Origin of the sequence: Halomonas sp. Ps84H-12 (assembly GCF_024124725.1) — a bacterium.
Taxonomy (GTDB): Bacteria; Pseudomonadota; Gammaproteobacteria; order Pseudomonadales; family Halomonadaceae; genus Vreelandella; species Vreelandella aquamarina.
Genome location: NZ_JAMXSJ010000005.1, coordinates 33,278 through 47,532, shown reverse-complemented (window position 1 = coordinate 47,532; position 14,255 = coordinate 33,278). Strand labels below are relative to the sequence as shown.

Below are 14,255 nucleotides of genomic sequence, written 5' to 3'. Positions count from 1 at the left end.
GAGCCACACATGGCACTGCCTACGTCTATCAAGCTATTTGAAATGGCCCCCCGCGACGGGCTGCAGAACGAGCCGGGCACCCTGGTGCCCACCGCCACCAAAATCGAGCTGATTGAGCGGCTGGCAAATGCGGGCATTCGCCACATTGAAGCGGCCAGCTTTGTCTCGCCCAAATGGGTGCCGCAAATGGGCGATGCCGCTGAGGTGATGCGCGGCATTCAGCGACAGCACGGCGTGGTGTATTCCGCGCTAACGCCTAACCTCAAAGGGTTAGAAGGCGCCCTGGAGGCAGGCGTTGAGGAAGTCGCGGTATTCGGTGCGGCATCGGAAGCGTTCTCCCAGAAGAACATCAACTGCTCGATTGCCGAGTCGCTGGCGCGCTTTGAGCCGGTGCTTGCCCGCGCCAACGAGGCAGGCGTGCGGGTGCGGGGTTATGTTTCCTGCGTGCTGGGCTGCCCTTACGAGGGCGACATTGCCCCCCATAAAGTAGCGGATGTCGCCAAAGCGCTGTATGAGATGGGCTGCTATGAAGTTTCCCTGGGCGACACCATTGGCGTGGGGACCCCGCTGGCCGCTAAGCGGATGATCGAAGCCACTCGCCAGCAGGTGCCGATTGAGAAACTGGCCGCTCATTTTCACGACACTTACGGCATGGCGATTGCCAACCTGTACGCCGTACTGGAAGAAGGCGTGAGCGTGATTGATGCCGCCACGGCAGGCCTGGGTGGCTGCCCCTACGCTAAGGGCGCATCGGGCAATGTGGCCACCGAAGACGTGCTCTATTTATTGGAAGGGCTGGGTATCGATACCGGCATCGACCTGCAGGCAGTGATCGATACCGGCTACTGGATCACGCGGCAGTTGGGCCGCCAGCCCAGCGCCAAAGTAGCGCTGGCCAGAGGGTGCACACAGCGCACTCCCGGCTAGTACGGCCCGGCCCTAATAATTAAAAACGCTTCACTTCCCGTTCAGACAACAAAAAGATTTCGGAGAGACTCACCATGGCATCATCTGCACCGCTTTCCAGCGCCCTGCCCAGCTACACTAGCAGCACCGCCGACAAACCCTTGCTGGGCATGACCATTGGCGATAAATTCGACCAAATTGCCGCCCAGTATCCGGATAACGACGCGCTGATTGCGCTACACCAGAATATTCACTGGAGCTACCGCGAGCTTCAGCAGGAAGTGAACCGCTGCGCCCGCGCCCTGCTCGCGATTGGTGTACAAAAAGGCGACCGCGTGGGCATTTGGGCACCCAACTGCAGCGAGTGGACGTTGACCCAGTTTGCCACCGCTAAAATTGGCGCAATTCTCGTGAACATCAACCCGTCTTACCGAACCCACGAGCTGGAGTACGCGCTGAACCAGTCCGGCGCGCGCTTTTTAGTCACCGCCAACCAATTCAAAAGCTCCGACTACACGGCGATGCTGTTCGAGCTGGCGCCAGAGCTCAACAACTGCGCGGAAGGTCAACTAAAATCACAGAAACTGCCGGACCTTAAGTGCGTGATTAATTTAAGCGCCGACAAGCACAGCGGCATGTGGCGCTGGGCAGATTTCATCGCCGAAGCCGACAAGGTGAGCCAAACCGACGTGGACGACCTACAGGCCACGCTGCAGTTCGATGATCCGATCAATATCCAGTACACCTCTGGCACCACCGGCTTTCCCAAAGGGGCCACGCTCTCTCACCACAACATTCTTAACAACGGCTTTTTTGTGGCCGAAAGCATGGGCTTTACCAGCGAAGACCGCTTGGTGATTCCCGTACCGCTCTACCACTGCTTTGGCATGGTAATGGGCAACCTGGGCTGCGTGACCCACGGCGCGGCGATGATCTACCCAGATGAAGGCTTCGACCCCGGTAAAGTGCTGAAAGCCGTTCATGAGCAGAAAGCCACTGCGTTGTATGGTGTTCCTACCATGTTCATCGCCGAGCTTGAGCACCCGGATTTCGCCAGCACCGATTTTTCGACGCTGCGCACCGGCATTATGGCGGGCTCCATTTGCCCGGCAGAGATCATGAAGCAGGTCATCAACAAGATGAACATGAAGGGCGTGCAAATCGCCTACGGCATGACCGAAACCAGCCCGGTCTCCACGCAAACCGGCGCGAACGACACCATTGAAAAGCGCGTTTCCACCGTGGGCCGCACCCAGCCCCACCTGGAGAGCAAGATTGTCGACCCCGGCAACGGCGGTATTCTACCCCGTGGCGAAATCGGCGAGCTGTGTACCCGTGGCTACAGCGTGATGCTGAAGTATTGGAACAACGACAAAGCCACTGCTGAGGCCATCGACGAGACAGGCTGGATGCACACCGGCGACTTGGCCACCATGGATGACGAGGGCTACATCCAGATCGTCGGTCGCATCAAAGACATGGTGATTCGCGGCGGCGAAAACGTCTACCCGAAAGAGATCGAAGAGTTCTTGTACGCTCACCCGGCGATTTCCGAAGTACAGGTCACCGGCGTGCCAGATAAAAAGTACGGCGAAGAGCTGATTGCCTGGGTGAAGCTCAACAGCACGGCGGGCGAAATTACCGGGGAAGACCTGCGCGAATACTGCAAAGGCAAAATCACCCACTTCAAGATCCCGCGCTACTTCAAGTTCGTGGATGAGTTCCCGATGACCGTGACCGGCAAAATTCAGAAATTCAAAATGCGCGAAATCTCGATTAAAGAGCTGGGGCTGGAAGACCAAAAGTAAAAGGGATCGAAGCTGTTACAACGATCAACTGTCGATCAGAACAACCCGTAGCGGAGGCGTTCGCCAGGGTTGTTCTGATCCTGAGACGTTAGCCCCAACCGAGGTTCCCCATGCCCACTTCCCTCGCCCACCACTACCATCAAGCGCTGCGCGACCAGGATATCCTTAACCAACTGAGCTCCCACTACCCCGATGGCCCCACGCTGCATCAATTAGCACCGCTCGACCAGCTGCATATTGGCGGTATCGCCGCATCGAAAAGGCTCTTGGATTTGCTCGATCAGAGCGCCCCTATGGCGCTGGATATTGGCGCAGGGCTGGGGGGATTGATGCGCCAGGGGGCCGCATTGGGTTTTCATCTCACCGGACTGGATATTACCCACCGCTTTAACGTGCTGAATCAAGCCATCAGCGAACTGGCAATGACACAGCCTCCTAACGATTCATCAGCGGGCACTCTGCGCTGTGTGACGGGAGATGCCTGCGCACTGCCGTTTAGTGATGCCAGCTTCGATGCTGTGCTGTTCCAACACAGCCTGATGAATATGCCCGATCCTGCACGCGTACTGGCCGAGTGCCGCCGCGTGCTGCGCCCCGGCGGGCAGCTGGTGATGCATGAGGTGGTCAGCGGCCCTCACTGCGAGGCACTGCGTTTTCCGGTGCCCTGGGCAGAAGGGCCGACACACTCGCATTTGCTGACGTTGGCGGCATTGACACAGCGACTGCAAACGGCGGGCTTCGATATTCGACACTGCGAAGACTGGAGCCACACCGCGCTTAAATGGCGCCAGCGCCAGCGTCAAAAAGAGCAGGCCCCGCGTACCGGTGTGCTCTCCCCGCAGTGGGTGTTTGGCGAACGGTTTATGTGCATGGGTAAACATTTATTGGAAAACTTGGCGAATGGTGCAATTAACGTGGTGGAAATCAGCGCCCGTTGCTAGTCTGTTAGGGATAACGTCAACAAGAAAGGACAAGAGGAACGCCAATGAACCGCTTGGCAAGCACCCTGCTCTTGAGTCTGTTCGGCACGCTCCTACCCCTAGAAGCCACCTTGGCCGATGATGACGCTCCTGCTCTCTCCTATGCAGCCCCCAATAGCGAATGGATGCGCCTCGATAACGGTGTGGTGCTGGAAGGCAGCGACCTGAGCAGCCTGGACACCAACACCACCGGCTTTCGGCTGACCGCGGGATTCAGCCCCGAACAGCTGCCCCGGCTGGATATCGGTGCCGAGATCGCCTATCGCGAAAGTGAAGAAGTCCCCATTACTTCCCAGATGAACCCGCTGCTCATGGACACCCTGAGCCTGGGTGGCGCCTTGGTGGCAGGCGTGCGCATGGGCGCCGTCAGCATTTATGCCAAGTCCGGCTTCACCGAGTGGCGTGGTGAAGCGTACCAGCCCCAGGCCGATGATGGCGGCACGGCGCTACTGCAAGGCTTCGGCGCCACCATGACCATCAACCGGTTGATCAGCCGTTTCGAGTACGAGCGTATCGATGCAGCCACGCTCAGCCACCTCAATATGCTCAGCGCTTCGCTACACCTGCCGTTTTAATCCCAGTTTTCGATGCTGCCAGCCGAGATGTCTCTTGACTCGGCGTTTATCCGTGTTAATGTACTATCGTACTAGTACATTAACACGGATTACATCGACCGCTGGTGACTCACTCATGCCCCTCTCTCCGTCACACTATCAGACTGAGCTGGTACGCCATCTGGTGGCCATCGAGACCCCCGAGGCCATGGACGCTGCGCTGGCAAGCCTTCTGACACCAGCAGAGTACCAAGAAATCAGCAAACGCCTACAGATTTTTAAGCTGCTGCGCGATGGCGTGCCCCACCGCAAAATTGCCGAAACCCTAGGCGTGGGTATTGCGACCGTGTCACGCGGATCACGCGCGCTGACGATGTTAGCCTCTTCACGGAATGATCACTTATGAGCACTACCGATACGGCCGCTGCGGCAGGCCCACAGCCGTTTACCCTGCCCCGCAAGCCCCACTACGTTACCCTGGCGGCGGACTGCGACTTCTTTGCCCTATTTCAAAAAATCGAGCGGCACTTCGATACCTGCTACATGCTGGAGTCGCTGGGCGAAGATAGCCACATGGCGCGCCACTCGATCATTGGTTTCGACCCCGAGTACACGCTCTACGCCAATGGCACCACGCTGACCATTGAAAACCGCGACGGCGATGCCAAGCATTACCAGAGCGACAATCCCTACGAGCTGCTGCGCAGCCTGATCCCGCAAAATATTATTTCACGCAAATACGCGGGCGGATTAAGCGGTTACCTGGGCTACGACGCCATGCAGTACTTCGAGCCTTCCCTGACGCTGAAAGCCAGCGACGACTTCGATACGTTCCGCTTTGGGCTGTATAAAGACGGCTTGATCCTCGACAAGATGACCGGGGAAGTCACCTACTTCTACTACGACAATAGCCGCTACGAGTTTCTGCAGACGCTGATCGACGCCGACGACGAACCCGCAGGCCCGCTGCACATTACAGCGCTGGGCGACACCATGAGCAAAGCCGAGCACGCCGAAGCGGTCGCCAAGGTGAAGCAGGACATTATCGACGGCAAAGTTTTTCAGTGCGAAGTGGGCTTTAAAAAGCGTTTTCGCATTCAGGGCGACACCCTGGCGCTTTACGAGCAGCTGCGTACCATCAACCCCTCGCCGCAGATGTACTACGTGAAGTTTGGCGAACAGAAGCTGATTGGCGCGAGCCCCGAGCTGCTGTTCCGCCTGCGCCAGGGCGAGATGGAGACGTTCCCGCTGGCAGGCACTACCCTGCGCGGCCAAACGCCCCAGGAAGATACCCAGCTTGCCCGCGCGCTGCTCAACGACCCCAAAGAGATCGCCGAGCACAATATGATTGTGGACCTGCACCGCAACGATATTGGCCGAGTGGCCCAGTTTGGCACGGTGAAAGTACGCAGCCTAATGGATATCAAGCGCTTCAGCCACGTTCAGCATATCTCTAGTGAGATCGTCGGAATCATTGCCGAAGGCGAAGACATGTTCACCGCGCTGGCCAGCAACTTCCCGGCGGGCACGCTAACCGGCGCACCTAAAATCGAAGCGATGAAAATCATCGATGACCTAGAAACCGATGGGCGCGGCCCCTACGGCGGCGCGGTGGGCCAGTTCTCTTTCAACGGCGACTGCACCTTTGCGATCCCGATCCGTACGGTGTTTGTCAACGGCGAGCGCGCCTACGTACAAACCTGCGGCGGCAACGTGTACGACAGCAACGCCGAGGATGAATACGAAGAGATTCGCCGCAAATTCGCCGGCACTCGCAAGGCCTTGGCCCCCTTTATGGATACGGAAACGGAGAGCCCCGCATGAAGGTGCTGATCATCGATAACTACGACTCCTTCACCTATAACCTTTACCAGTTTATTGGTGAGATTCTGACCACGGAGAAGAATCGCGGCGAGCTGCCTCATTTTGAGATCATGGTGAAGCGCAATAACCAGATTGATTTTAAAGCGATTGAAGCCATGGCGCCGGATCGCATTATTATCTCGCCTGGCCCAGGCTCGCCGGATGACCCGCGCTACTTTGGCGTATGTGCCGAGGTGATTGAGAAGCTGGGCAAAACCACGCCACTGCTGGGGGTTTGCTTAGGCATGCAAGGGATTGTGCATGTGTTTGGCGGCAAGGTGGTCAAAGCGCCGCTGCCAATGCACGGTAAAATCAGCCCCATTAATCACAATAACCAATCGGTATTCAACGGCGTGCCCGACCAGCTTGAAGTGATGCGCTACCACTCACTGATTGCCGATGCGGCGACACTTCCAGAGTGCCTAGAAGTGACCGCCACAGTAGGTGCACTCACCGCCGACAACTTTGCTGAGCGCGGCCGCTGGCAGGCAGCGGGTGAATTTGAGCTGATGGGCGTAAAGCACCGTGACTACCCAATTCACGGCATTCAGTTTCACCCGGAGTCGTTTGCCACCGAGGGCGGCAAAGAGCTCATCGCTAACTTCCTATTTGCCCCTAACGCAGTGGCATAACCGCGACAAGACCACCTAACACTGCAATATTGAGCAGCACCGTGGCCCAATAAACGCGTCGAAAGCTGGTTTTTTGGGTCTTGTGGCGCAGCTGCTGCTGCGCGCACCATGCCCCCGGCCAACCGCCTAGCAGCGCCAGCCAGTGCAGCGTTTTCTCACTCACCCGCTGGCGCTGTTTAATCGCGGCCCGCTTATCCCACGCATAGAGAACGTAGGTAATCACGCTGGCCGTCGCATACCACGCCAGTAGGTAACTCATATAAGTTGGCATCTCTGTCATGGAGAACTACTTGCGCCGGGAAGGCGGCTTACCGGAGGCAGCTTTACCCCCGCTGGGGCGTCCGCCCTTTATCGCGCCCTTACGCGCGCCCGGTTTGCCGCTAGAGTGGCTCCCGGGCCTCCCCTTTCCTTTAGTGGCCGGTCTTCCCGCTGACACTGCTCCTTTGCCGCCTGACTTACCAGCAGCGGCCCCTTTTGCCTTGGGATCCTTGCGGGCTTTGTTACCCGCGCCGGCACCTGAAGAGGCCCGTTTTGCTGCCGTCTTTTTATCCTGCGCGCTACTTCTACCGCCGCTGTAGTTGGGTCGGGCGATTTTTTTCTTCTCAGGTGCTTTCTTCTCAGATGTTTTCTTCTCAGGCGCTACATCTGAGGTTTCGGTGAGGGCAACAATGGTCTCGATCTCTTTGGGCGTCAGGTCACGCCAATCCCCCAGCGCCAGCCCTTTCAGCGAGACGTTCATGATGCGCGTACGTACCAGTTGCGTCACTTCGTAGCCAAAGTATTCGCACATACGGCGAATTTGGCGGTTGAGCCCCTGCACTAGCGTGATATTGAACACAAAGGTGGACTCTTTAACCACCTGACACTTTTTGGTCATCTGCCCAAGGATCGGCACGCCGCCCTGTATACCGGCAATAAACTCGTTGGTGATCGGTTTATCGACCGTCACCACGTACTCTTTTTCGTGGTTGTTGTTGGCGCGCAGGATTTTGTTGACCAAGTCGCCGTTGTTGGTGAGAAAGATCAACCCCTGGGAGTCTTTATCTAAGCGCCCAATGGGGAAAATACGCGTGCCGTGCTTCACAAACTCAACGATATTGTCTTTTTCTGCCGACTCCGTGGTGCTGACAATCCCCACCGGTTTGTTGAGCGCGATCAGTACTAAATCCTCCTCTTCCTGCGGCTCAATCTCCTGGCCGTTGACCTTTACCCGATCCCCCGCGACCACTTGGTCACCAGTGGTTGCCCGGCGGCCGTTGATCCACACATTGCCCTGCTCGACAAAGCGGTCCGCCTCCCGGCGGGAGCAGAGGCCGCTTTCGCTGATGTATTTATTGATACGGGTAGATTTTCGTAACGACATAAATCGCCATATAGCCTAAATAAACGTTAAAAAGAGGAGCCGGGCTGCTTGAGGAACTCGACCTCTTCCGGAGTCGAGGCTCTGCCCAAGACCGCATTGCGATGCGGGTAGCGCCCAAAGCGATCGATAATCTGTTGGTCGATTTGGGCATCTTTCTTAAACCACTGGGCTGGCGACAACTCCTGAAACCAGAATGCCAGCACGGCCTGAGCGTCTGTGGTCATGTTTCTGCCTCCAACACTGGACATAAAGAAAAGCGCCGCCACCCATCGGTAGCGGCGCTGGTGGGCTGTCTTCAGCTTAGCCGGTGTTACGCAGGCCAGCCGCAATACCCGCCATGGTGACCATTAACGCGCGGGAGAGATCTGGGCTAATCGCCCCATCAGCATCCCGGTTACGCTGCAAAAGCTCGGCTTGCAGGCCATGCAGCGGGTCGATGTAGGGGTTGCGCACGTCAATCGCCTGACGAATCAGTGGCGTGTTCTCCAGCAGTTTCTCCTGCTGCAGGATATCTAACACCACGTCTTCCAGACGCTCGAAGCGCTCACGGAGTTTTTTGCCCAGCGCTTTTAGCGACGGCTCGTCCACCAAGCGGTGCTCGTAGTAGGCGGCAATCGCCACGTCTGCTTTGGCTAGCAGCATCTCTAACATATCCAGGTAGGTGCCAAAGAAGGGCCACTGGGTGCGCATTTCTTGCAGCACTTCACGGCCGCCGGGCTGCTCCAGACGGCGGGAGAAGGCTTCGCCACTGCCAAGCCAAGCGGGCAGCATCAGGCGGATCTGCGTCCAGGCAAAAATCCAGGGGATCGCCCGCAGGGTTTCTACGCCACCATCCTGACGGCGCTTGGTGGGCCGCGAGCCTAGCGGCAGCCTACCCAGCGCGCCCTCCGGCGTCACCGCACGGAAATAGGGGACGAAGTCGGGATCTTCCCGTACAACACCCACGTAAGCCGCATGGGCCACCTTGGCCAGTTGATCCATCTCTTCGCGCCAGTGGGGTTCCGGCGCGGGCGGTGGCAATAGCGTGGCTTCCAGCACCGCACAGGCGTAGATCTCCATGGAACGCAGCGCGATATCCGGCTGGCCGAACTTAAAGCGAATCATCTCGCCCTGCTCGGTCACCCGCAGGCTGCCGTTCACGGAGCCAGGCGGCTGAGACAGAATCGCCGCGTGAGCCGGGCCGCCACCACGGCCAACGGTGCCGCCACGGCCGTGGAACAGCGTTAGGTCCACACCATGTTTCTCACACACGTTCACCAGCGCTTCCTGGGCGCGGTACTGTGCCCAAGCGGCGGCGAGCTGACCGGCATCTTTGGCGGAGTCGGAGTAGCCGATCATCACTTCTTGGCGGTCTTTCGTCAGGGCGCGGTAGCCCGGCAGCGCCAGCAGCTGATCAACCACATCCCCCGCGTGGTCCAGGTCGTTGAGGGTCTCGAACAGCGGCGCGATGGGCAGCGTTACTTGCCCACCCACTTCCTTCATCAACAGTGCCACGGTGAGCACATCAGAGGGCTCGGCGGCCATGGAGATAATGTAAGTACCCAGCGCTTCCGCGTGCTCCTGGGCGATCACCTTGAAGGTATCGATGACTTCCCGGGACTCTGCCGAACACTCCCAGCGGCGGGGAATCAGCGGGCGGCGAGACTCAAGCTCCGCCAGCAAAAACTCCTGACGCTGGGTTTCGCTCCACTCCTGGTAATGGCCTAGCCCCAGGGAGCTGGTGAGTTCTTCCATTACTTGGGCGTGGCGGCTGGCTTCCTGGCGAAGGTCGAGCTTGGTCAGCGTGACGCCGAACACGGCCACGCGGCGCAGGGTATCCAGCAGCGCACCGTTGGCAATGGTATCCAGCCCCACGTCGCACAGCGAGCGGTAGCAGGCCAGCAGCGGCGCGTAGATTTGGTCGCGGGTTTCAATGATCGGCCCGCCGTCGTAGTTGCGGCCATCCAGCTGCGCTTTTGCCCAGTCGCGGGTGGCTTCCATTTTAGTCAGCAGCCGCTTAAGCAGCTCCCGGTAGGGTTCCGCCACATCGCCCACTTCGGCTTTGAGGGCGCTGTTGGCTTTCCACATGGAGAGCTCAGTCTTGAGCTGCTCTAAATCGCGCAGATAAAGGTCCGCCGCCATCCAGCGGCCCAGCAGCAGCACTTCCTGGGTCACTTTGGCGGTGACATTCGGATTGCCGTCACGGTCGCCGCCCATCCAGGAAGCGTAGCGGATTGGCGCGGCATCCAGCGGCAGGCGTTCGCCTGCGGTGTCCAGCAGCAGGTTATCCAGATCGCGATGAAAATCTGGCACCGCCTGCCACAGTGAGTTCTCGATGACGGCAAAGCCCCACTTCGCTTCGTCTACCGGCGTGGGGCGTTCGTGGCGAATCTCGTCGGTATGCCACGCCTGGCTGATCAGCTCTTCCAAGCGGCCTTGGGCGCGGGCACCACGCTCGGGGTAATCCTCGGAGCTTTCGATCGCAGTCAAGCACTCATCGATCGCATCGTATTTTTGGATCAGCGTGCGGCGAATAACTTCGGTGGGGTGGGCGGTCAGTACGAGCTCGACGCGCATATTAGCCAGGGTTTCCACCAGCTTGCGGGGCGAGTTACCGGCCTGCTGAGCGCGCCCCAAGAGCTCCCCTAGCGCGGGCTGCGAACCGGGTTTGTAATCCTCCACCCGACGGAACCGTGCCCGGTAGTGCTGCTCGGCGATATTGGCCAAATTCAAGAACTGGTTGAATGCGCGGGTCACCGGGAGCAGGTCCCGCTCGGGTAGCTGACGCAAATACTCGATGAGCTGGCGCTGTTGAAGCGAGTCGCCCTGGCGACCGCGCTTGGCGTGGGCACGAATGGTTTCAATCTTATCGACAAACGACTGGCCTAAGTCATCGGCGATGGTACGCCCAAGACTGTCCCCCAGAATACGCACGTTGTCGCGCAGGGATTCGTGTAAATCATGACTCATGGGCGTGGCCTCCTTGCGGGGTCGCGTTGATGATTTTGAAATTAGCGTTGTTCTTGGGCTTTAGCGGCTTGCCAGTGGCCTTCCATTTCGTCCAGCGAGGCCTCGCTTAGCGGGCGCTCTGCCTCGGCAAGCGCACGTTCCACATAGCGAAAGCGGCGCTCAAATTTTGTATTGGTGTTACGCAGGCACTGTTCGGGGTCGGCCCCGAGGGTGCGGGCTAAATTGGTGACGGCAAACAGCAGGTCACCGACCTCTTCCTGGGCGTGCAGCCTATCGCCTGCCGCCAGCGCCTCTTCGACTTCATCCAGCTCTTCGCGGATTTTGTCCAGCACGCCACGGGCATCCGGCCAATCAAAGCCCACTCGGGCAGCGCGTTTGGAGAGTTTGGCCGCGCGGCTTAGGGCGGGCAGCGCCCTAGGCACATCATCTAGCACCGACGGGGCTTCGGTAGCCCGCTCGGCGCGTTCGTCCGCTTTGAGCGCTTCCCAGCGGCTATTCACCTGTTGGGTTTTGACTTCTTCGGCACTGACGCCGGGCGGGCGGCGTGACGCCAGGGTGCCCTGCGGAAACACATGGGGATGACGGCGGAGCATCTTGGCGGTCAGCGTATCGACGATATCGTGAAAATCGAAGCGCTGCTCTTCTGCGCCAAATTGGGCGTAATAGACCACTTGAAAAAGCAGGTCGCCGAGCTCGCCGGGCAGTTCATCGAAGGCGCGACGCTCGATGGCGTCGGCCACTTCGTAAGCCTCTTCCAGGGTGTGGGGCACGATGCTGTCCCAATCCTGCTGGATATCCCACGGGCAGCCCTGCTCCCGGTCGCGCAGCACGGCCATTAGGGTGAGCAAATCCTCCAGGGTATGACGCATCAGGCCCCTCCTTTACGGGCACTTTTCTCGGGATCGGCGTTACGCAGGCGACGCACTTCGGTCACGTTGGGCAACTGCTGAATACGCGAGAACAGCCTGCCCAGGGATTCAAGGCCATCGACTTCCAGGGTAATCCTCAGTCGGGCGATGCCCTCGTCGGTATCCGTAAGCGTGTTGACCGCTAACACATTGACCTTTTCATTACCCAAGAGACCGGTCACATCGCGCAGCAGGCCGGAGCGGTCCCAGGCTTGAATCTCGATGGTCACCGGGTAGCGGGTGTGTGCCCGCTCGCCCCACTCCACCTCGATAATGCGCTGGGGCTCTTCCATACGCAATTGGAGAATATTGGTGCAGTCCTGGCGGTGCACGGTGACGCCACGCCCCTGGGTAATGAAGCCAACGATCGGCTCGCCGGGTACCGGGCGGCAGCAGTTGGCCATGCTGGTTTTCAGATTGCCCACCCCCAGCACGGTGATATCGCTTTGAGTGGCCTTGCTGGGCTGGCGGCGTGGTTTTGCCAATAGGCGGTCGAGCTGCTCCTGGTCGTCGGTTTCACCAAACAGCTGTTGGGCCTGGTGCAGCACTTGCCCAATACGCAGGTCGCCAGCCCCCAGCGCCGCGTACATATCGTCGGCGTTTTGATAGTTGACGGCTTTGGCGAGCTTAGCAAGGTCCAGCCCTTCCACATCCAAGCGGCGCATTTCGCGCTCAAAAAGTACCCGACCTTCATGCAGGTTTTGGTCGCGGGCCTGGTGCTTGAACCACGCCTGGATTTTTGCCCGGGCGCGGGAGGTGCGCACGTAACCTAAGCTGGGGTTGAGCCAGTCACGGCTGGGGCCGCCTTTGGTGGCAGTAAGAATCTCGATCTGCTGGCCGGTTTTGAGCTTGTAGGTCAGCGGTACGATACGGCCGTTAACCTTGGCTCCCCTGCAAAGGTGGCCAATTTCGGTATGCACCCGGTAAGCAAAATCGATCGGCGTGGCGATACGCGGCAGGTCGATGACGTGCCCATCGGGGGTAAAAACGTAGATGCGGTCTGGGGCGACATCGCTGGAGAGGCCTTCGCGCAGGTCGCCAAAGCCGCCCACTTCGTCCTGCCACTCCAATACTTGGCGCAGCCAGGCGATTTTCTCTTCGTAGCTGCGGCTCTTGGCGTTGGTATCGTGGCCTTTATAGCGCCAGTGGGCACACACCCCAAGCTCTGCCTCGTCGTGCATGGCAAAAGTGCGGATCTGAATCTCCAGCACCTTGTTTTCCGGCCCGAGTACCGCCGTATGCAGCGACTGGTAGCCGTTTTTCTTGGGGTTGGCAATGTAGTCGTCAAACTCGTTGGGAACGTGGTGCCAGCGGGAGTGGACAATCCCCAGTACGGTGTAGCAGTCGGTGACTTCCGGCACCAGAATACGCACGGCGCGCACGTCGTGTACCTGGGAGAAATCGATCCGCTTGCGCTTCATTTTGCGCCAGATGGAGTAGATATGCTTGGCCCTGCCGCTCACGTCGTAGCGGTGAATGTGTTGCGCTTCCATCAGGCTTTTGAGGGTTTCGACGACGTCGTGAATATAGCGGTCGCGATCAAGGCGCTTCTCCGCCAATAGCTTGGCGATGGCCTTGTACTCATCCTCGTGCAGGTAGCGAAACGAGAGGTCTTCTAGCTCCCATTTAATTTGGCCAATGCCCAGGCGGTGGGCCAGCGGTGCGTAGATATCCGCTACTTCCCTGGCGACCTGTAAGCATTTCTCACGGGGAGCGTCTTTGACTTGGCGCAGCGCGCAGGTGCGCTCGGCAATTTTGATCAGGGCGACGCGCACGTCGCCCACCATATTCACCAGCATTTTGCGCAGATTTTCCTGCTGGTTGTGCTGGCTCATGCCATGGTTGGGTGCCAACGGGTAGCTAATGGCGGCCATTTGCAGAACGCCATCGATGAGCTTGGCGACTTCATCCCCAAAGCGTTTGGTCACCGCCTCCAGGCTCAGCAGCCCTTCCCGCACGGCGCGGTAAAGCACGGCCGCCTCTAGCGCTGGCTGGTCGAGCTTCAGGTCGGCGAGGATGTCCGCCATCTCAAGCCCCATGCGGAAGCTGGAGCCGGGCGACAGCCACACGCGATGGGTTCGAGGCGCTTCCCGATCTAACTGCTCGGCAAGCTCGCAGGCTTCCTGCAAACGCTCGGGTTCACGTAGGCGCACATCTTCTTGAAGGCGCGTTAACCATTGTTGTATGTCCACCTTTCCGCTTTCTGTCAGCGGTTGGTCTTCACGCACTTTCACCATGACGTTCACTCATCCTTTCTGGGTGACGGCCTCCACACCGCCGCCACCAATGCTC

The 14,255-nt window shown here is 58.9% G+C and carries 13 protein-coding genes; 7 read left to right on the top strand and 6 right to left on the bottom strand.

Features of this window, described 5'->3' with window-relative positions:
* Window positions 1-9: 9 nt before the first annotated feature.
* The 7 genes from NH344_RS03665 to NH344_RS03635 all read left to right on the top strand — a co-directional run bounded on the left by NH344_RS03665 (window position 10) and on the right by NH344_RS03635 (window position 6,743).
* The gene (locus tag NH344_RS03665) at window positions 10-927 is read left to right on the top strand and encodes a hydroxymethylglutaryl-CoA lyase (protein WP_253027551.1); all 918 of its coding nucleotides are present in this window, start codon (window positions 10-12) and stop codon (window positions 925-927) included.
* A 74-nt stretch (window positions 928-1,001) separates the two neighbouring features.
* Window positions 1,002-2,714 carry an AMP-binding protein gene (locus NH344_RS03660; RefSeq protein WP_253027550.1) on the top strand — a complete coding sequence of 571 codons (1,713 nt, stop codon included), beginning with the start codon at window positions 1,002-1,004 and terminating at the stop codon, window positions 2,712-2,714.
* 110 nt (window positions 2,715-2,824) lie between these two features.
* Window positions 2,825-3,655: a methyltransferase domain-containing protein gene (locus tag NH344_RS03655; RefSeq protein ID WP_058578063.1), complete on the top strand. Its 831-nt coding sequence runs from the start codon at window positions 2,825-2,827 to the stop codon at window positions 3,653-3,655.
* A gap of 44 nt (window positions 3,656-3,699) precedes the next feature.
* Entirely contained in the window at window positions 3,700-4,269 is a 570-nt protein-coding gene (locus NH344_RS03650) for a hypothetical protein (protein WP_058578062.1), read from the top strand.
* Between the two features lie 115 nt (window positions 4,270-4,384).
* Entirely contained in the window at window positions 4,385-4,654 is a 270-nt protein-coding gene (locus tag NH344_RS03645; RefSeq protein ID WP_062375105.1) for a Trp family transcriptional regulator, read from the top strand.
* Entirely contained in the window at window positions 4,651-6,072 is a 1,422-nt protein-coding gene (locus NH344_RS03640; protein WP_062375106.1) for an anthranilate synthase component I family protein, read from the top strand. Before NH344_RS03645 ends, NH344_RS03640 begins: the two co-directional genes overlap by 4 nt.
* On the top strand, window positions 6,069-6,743 hold the full coding sequence (locus tag NH344_RS03635; protein ID WP_054640824.1) for an aminodeoxychorismate/anthranilate synthase component II: 675 nt from the start codon (window positions 6,069-6,071) through the stop codon (window positions 6,741-6,743). Before NH344_RS03640 ends, NH344_RS03635 begins: the two co-directional genes overlap by 4 nt.
* Here the strand turns inward: NH344_RS03635 and NH344_RS03630 are convergent.
* From NH344_RS03630 to relA, 6 genes are all read right to left on the bottom strand, one after another.
* Window positions 6,727-7,023: a DUF1294 domain-containing protein gene (locus tag NH344_RS03630; RefSeq protein ID WP_228219151.1), complete on the bottom strand. Its 297-nt coding sequence runs from the start codon at window positions 7,021-7,023 to the stop codon at window positions 6,727-6,729. The genes NH344_RS03635 and NH344_RS03630 overlap by 17 nt on opposite strands.
* 6 nt (window positions 7,024-7,029) lie before the next feature.
* The gene (gene rluF / locus NH344_RS03625; RefSeq protein ID WP_062375108.1) at window positions 7,030-8,106 is read right to left on the bottom strand and encodes a 23S rRNA pseudouridine(2604) synthase RluF; all 1,077 of its coding nucleotides are present in this window, start codon (window positions 8,104-8,106) and stop codon (window positions 7,030-7,032) included.
* A gap of 26 nt (window positions 8,107-8,132) precedes the next feature.
* Window positions 8,133-8,330, bottom strand: a complete 198-nt coding sequence (locus tag NH344_RS18245; protein ID WP_054640822.1) for a DUF924 family protein — start codon at window positions 8,328-8,330, stop codon at window positions 8,133-8,135.
* A 76-nt stretch (window positions 8,331-8,406) separates the two neighbouring features.
* Window positions 8,407-11,055 (bottom strand): phosphoenolpyruvate carboxylase, encoded by a 2,649-nt coding sequence (gene ppc / locus NH344_RS03615; protein WP_062375110.1) that lies wholly within the window; start codon window positions 11,053-11,055, stop codon window positions 8,407-8,409.
* Between the two features lie 41 nt (window positions 11,056-11,096).
* Entirely contained in the window at window positions 11,097-11,924 is an 828-nt protein-coding gene (gene mazG, locus NH344_RS03610) for a nucleoside triphosphate pyrophosphohydrolase (protein ID WP_062361108.1), read from the bottom strand.
* On the bottom strand, window positions 11,924-14,200 hold the full coding sequence (gene relA, locus NH344_RS03605) for a GTP diphosphokinase (RefSeq protein WP_253027549.1): 2,277 nt from the start codon (window positions 14,198-14,200) through the stop codon (window positions 11,924-11,926). Before relA ends, mazG begins: the two co-directional genes overlap by 1 nt.
* Window positions 14,201-14,255: the final 55 nt, after the last annotated feature.

Coding starts and splice junctions, on each gene's coding strand:
- relA (WP_253027549.1), bottom strand. CDS start 14,200: ATGGTGAAAGTGCGTGAAGACCAACCGCTGACAGAAAGCGGAAAGGTG.
- NH344_RS03645 (WP_062375105.1), top strand. CDS start 4,385: ATGCCCCTCTCTCCGTCACACTATCAGACTGAGCTGGTACGCCATCTG.
- NH344_RS03635 (WP_054640824.1), top strand. CDS start 6,069: ATGAAGGTGCTGATCATCGATAACTACGACTCCTTCACCTATAACCTT.
- NH344_RS03660 (WP_253027550.1), top strand. CDS start 1,002: ATGGCATCATCTGCACCGCTTTCCAGCGCCCTGCCCAGCTACACTAGC.
- mazG (WP_062361108.1), bottom strand. CDS start 11,924: ATGCGTCATACCCTGGAGGATTTGCTCACCCTAATGGCCGTGCTGCGC.
- NH344_RS03655 (WP_058578063.1), top strand. CDS start 2,825: ATGCCCACTTCCCTCGCCCACCACTACCATCAAGCGCTGCGCGACCAG.
- ppc (WP_062375110.1), bottom strand. CDS start 11,055: ATGAGTCATGATTTACACGAATCCCTGCGCGACAACGTGCGTATTCTG.
- NH344_RS03650 (WP_058578062.1), top strand. CDS start 3,700: ATGAACCGCTTGGCAAGCACCCTGCTCTTGAGTCTGTTCGGCACGCTC.
- NH344_RS03640 (WP_062375106.1), top strand. CDS start 4,651: ATGAGCACTACCGATACGGCCGCTGCGGCAGGCCCACAGCCGTTTACC.
- NH344_RS03665 (WP_253027551.1), top strand. CDS start 10: ATGGCACTGCCTACGTCTATCAAGCTATTTGAAATGGCCCCCCGCGAC.
- NH344_RS03630 (WP_228219151.1), bottom strand. CDS start 7,023: ATGACAGAGATGCCAACTTATATGAGTTACCTACTGGCGTGGTATGCG.
- rluF (WP_062375108.1), bottom strand. CDS start 8,106: ATGTCGTTACGAAAATCTACCCGTATCAATAAATACATCAGCGAAAGC.
- NH344_RS18245 (WP_054640822.1), bottom strand. CDS start 8,330: ATGACCACAGACGCTCAGGCCGTGCTGGCATTCTGGTTTCAGGAGTTG.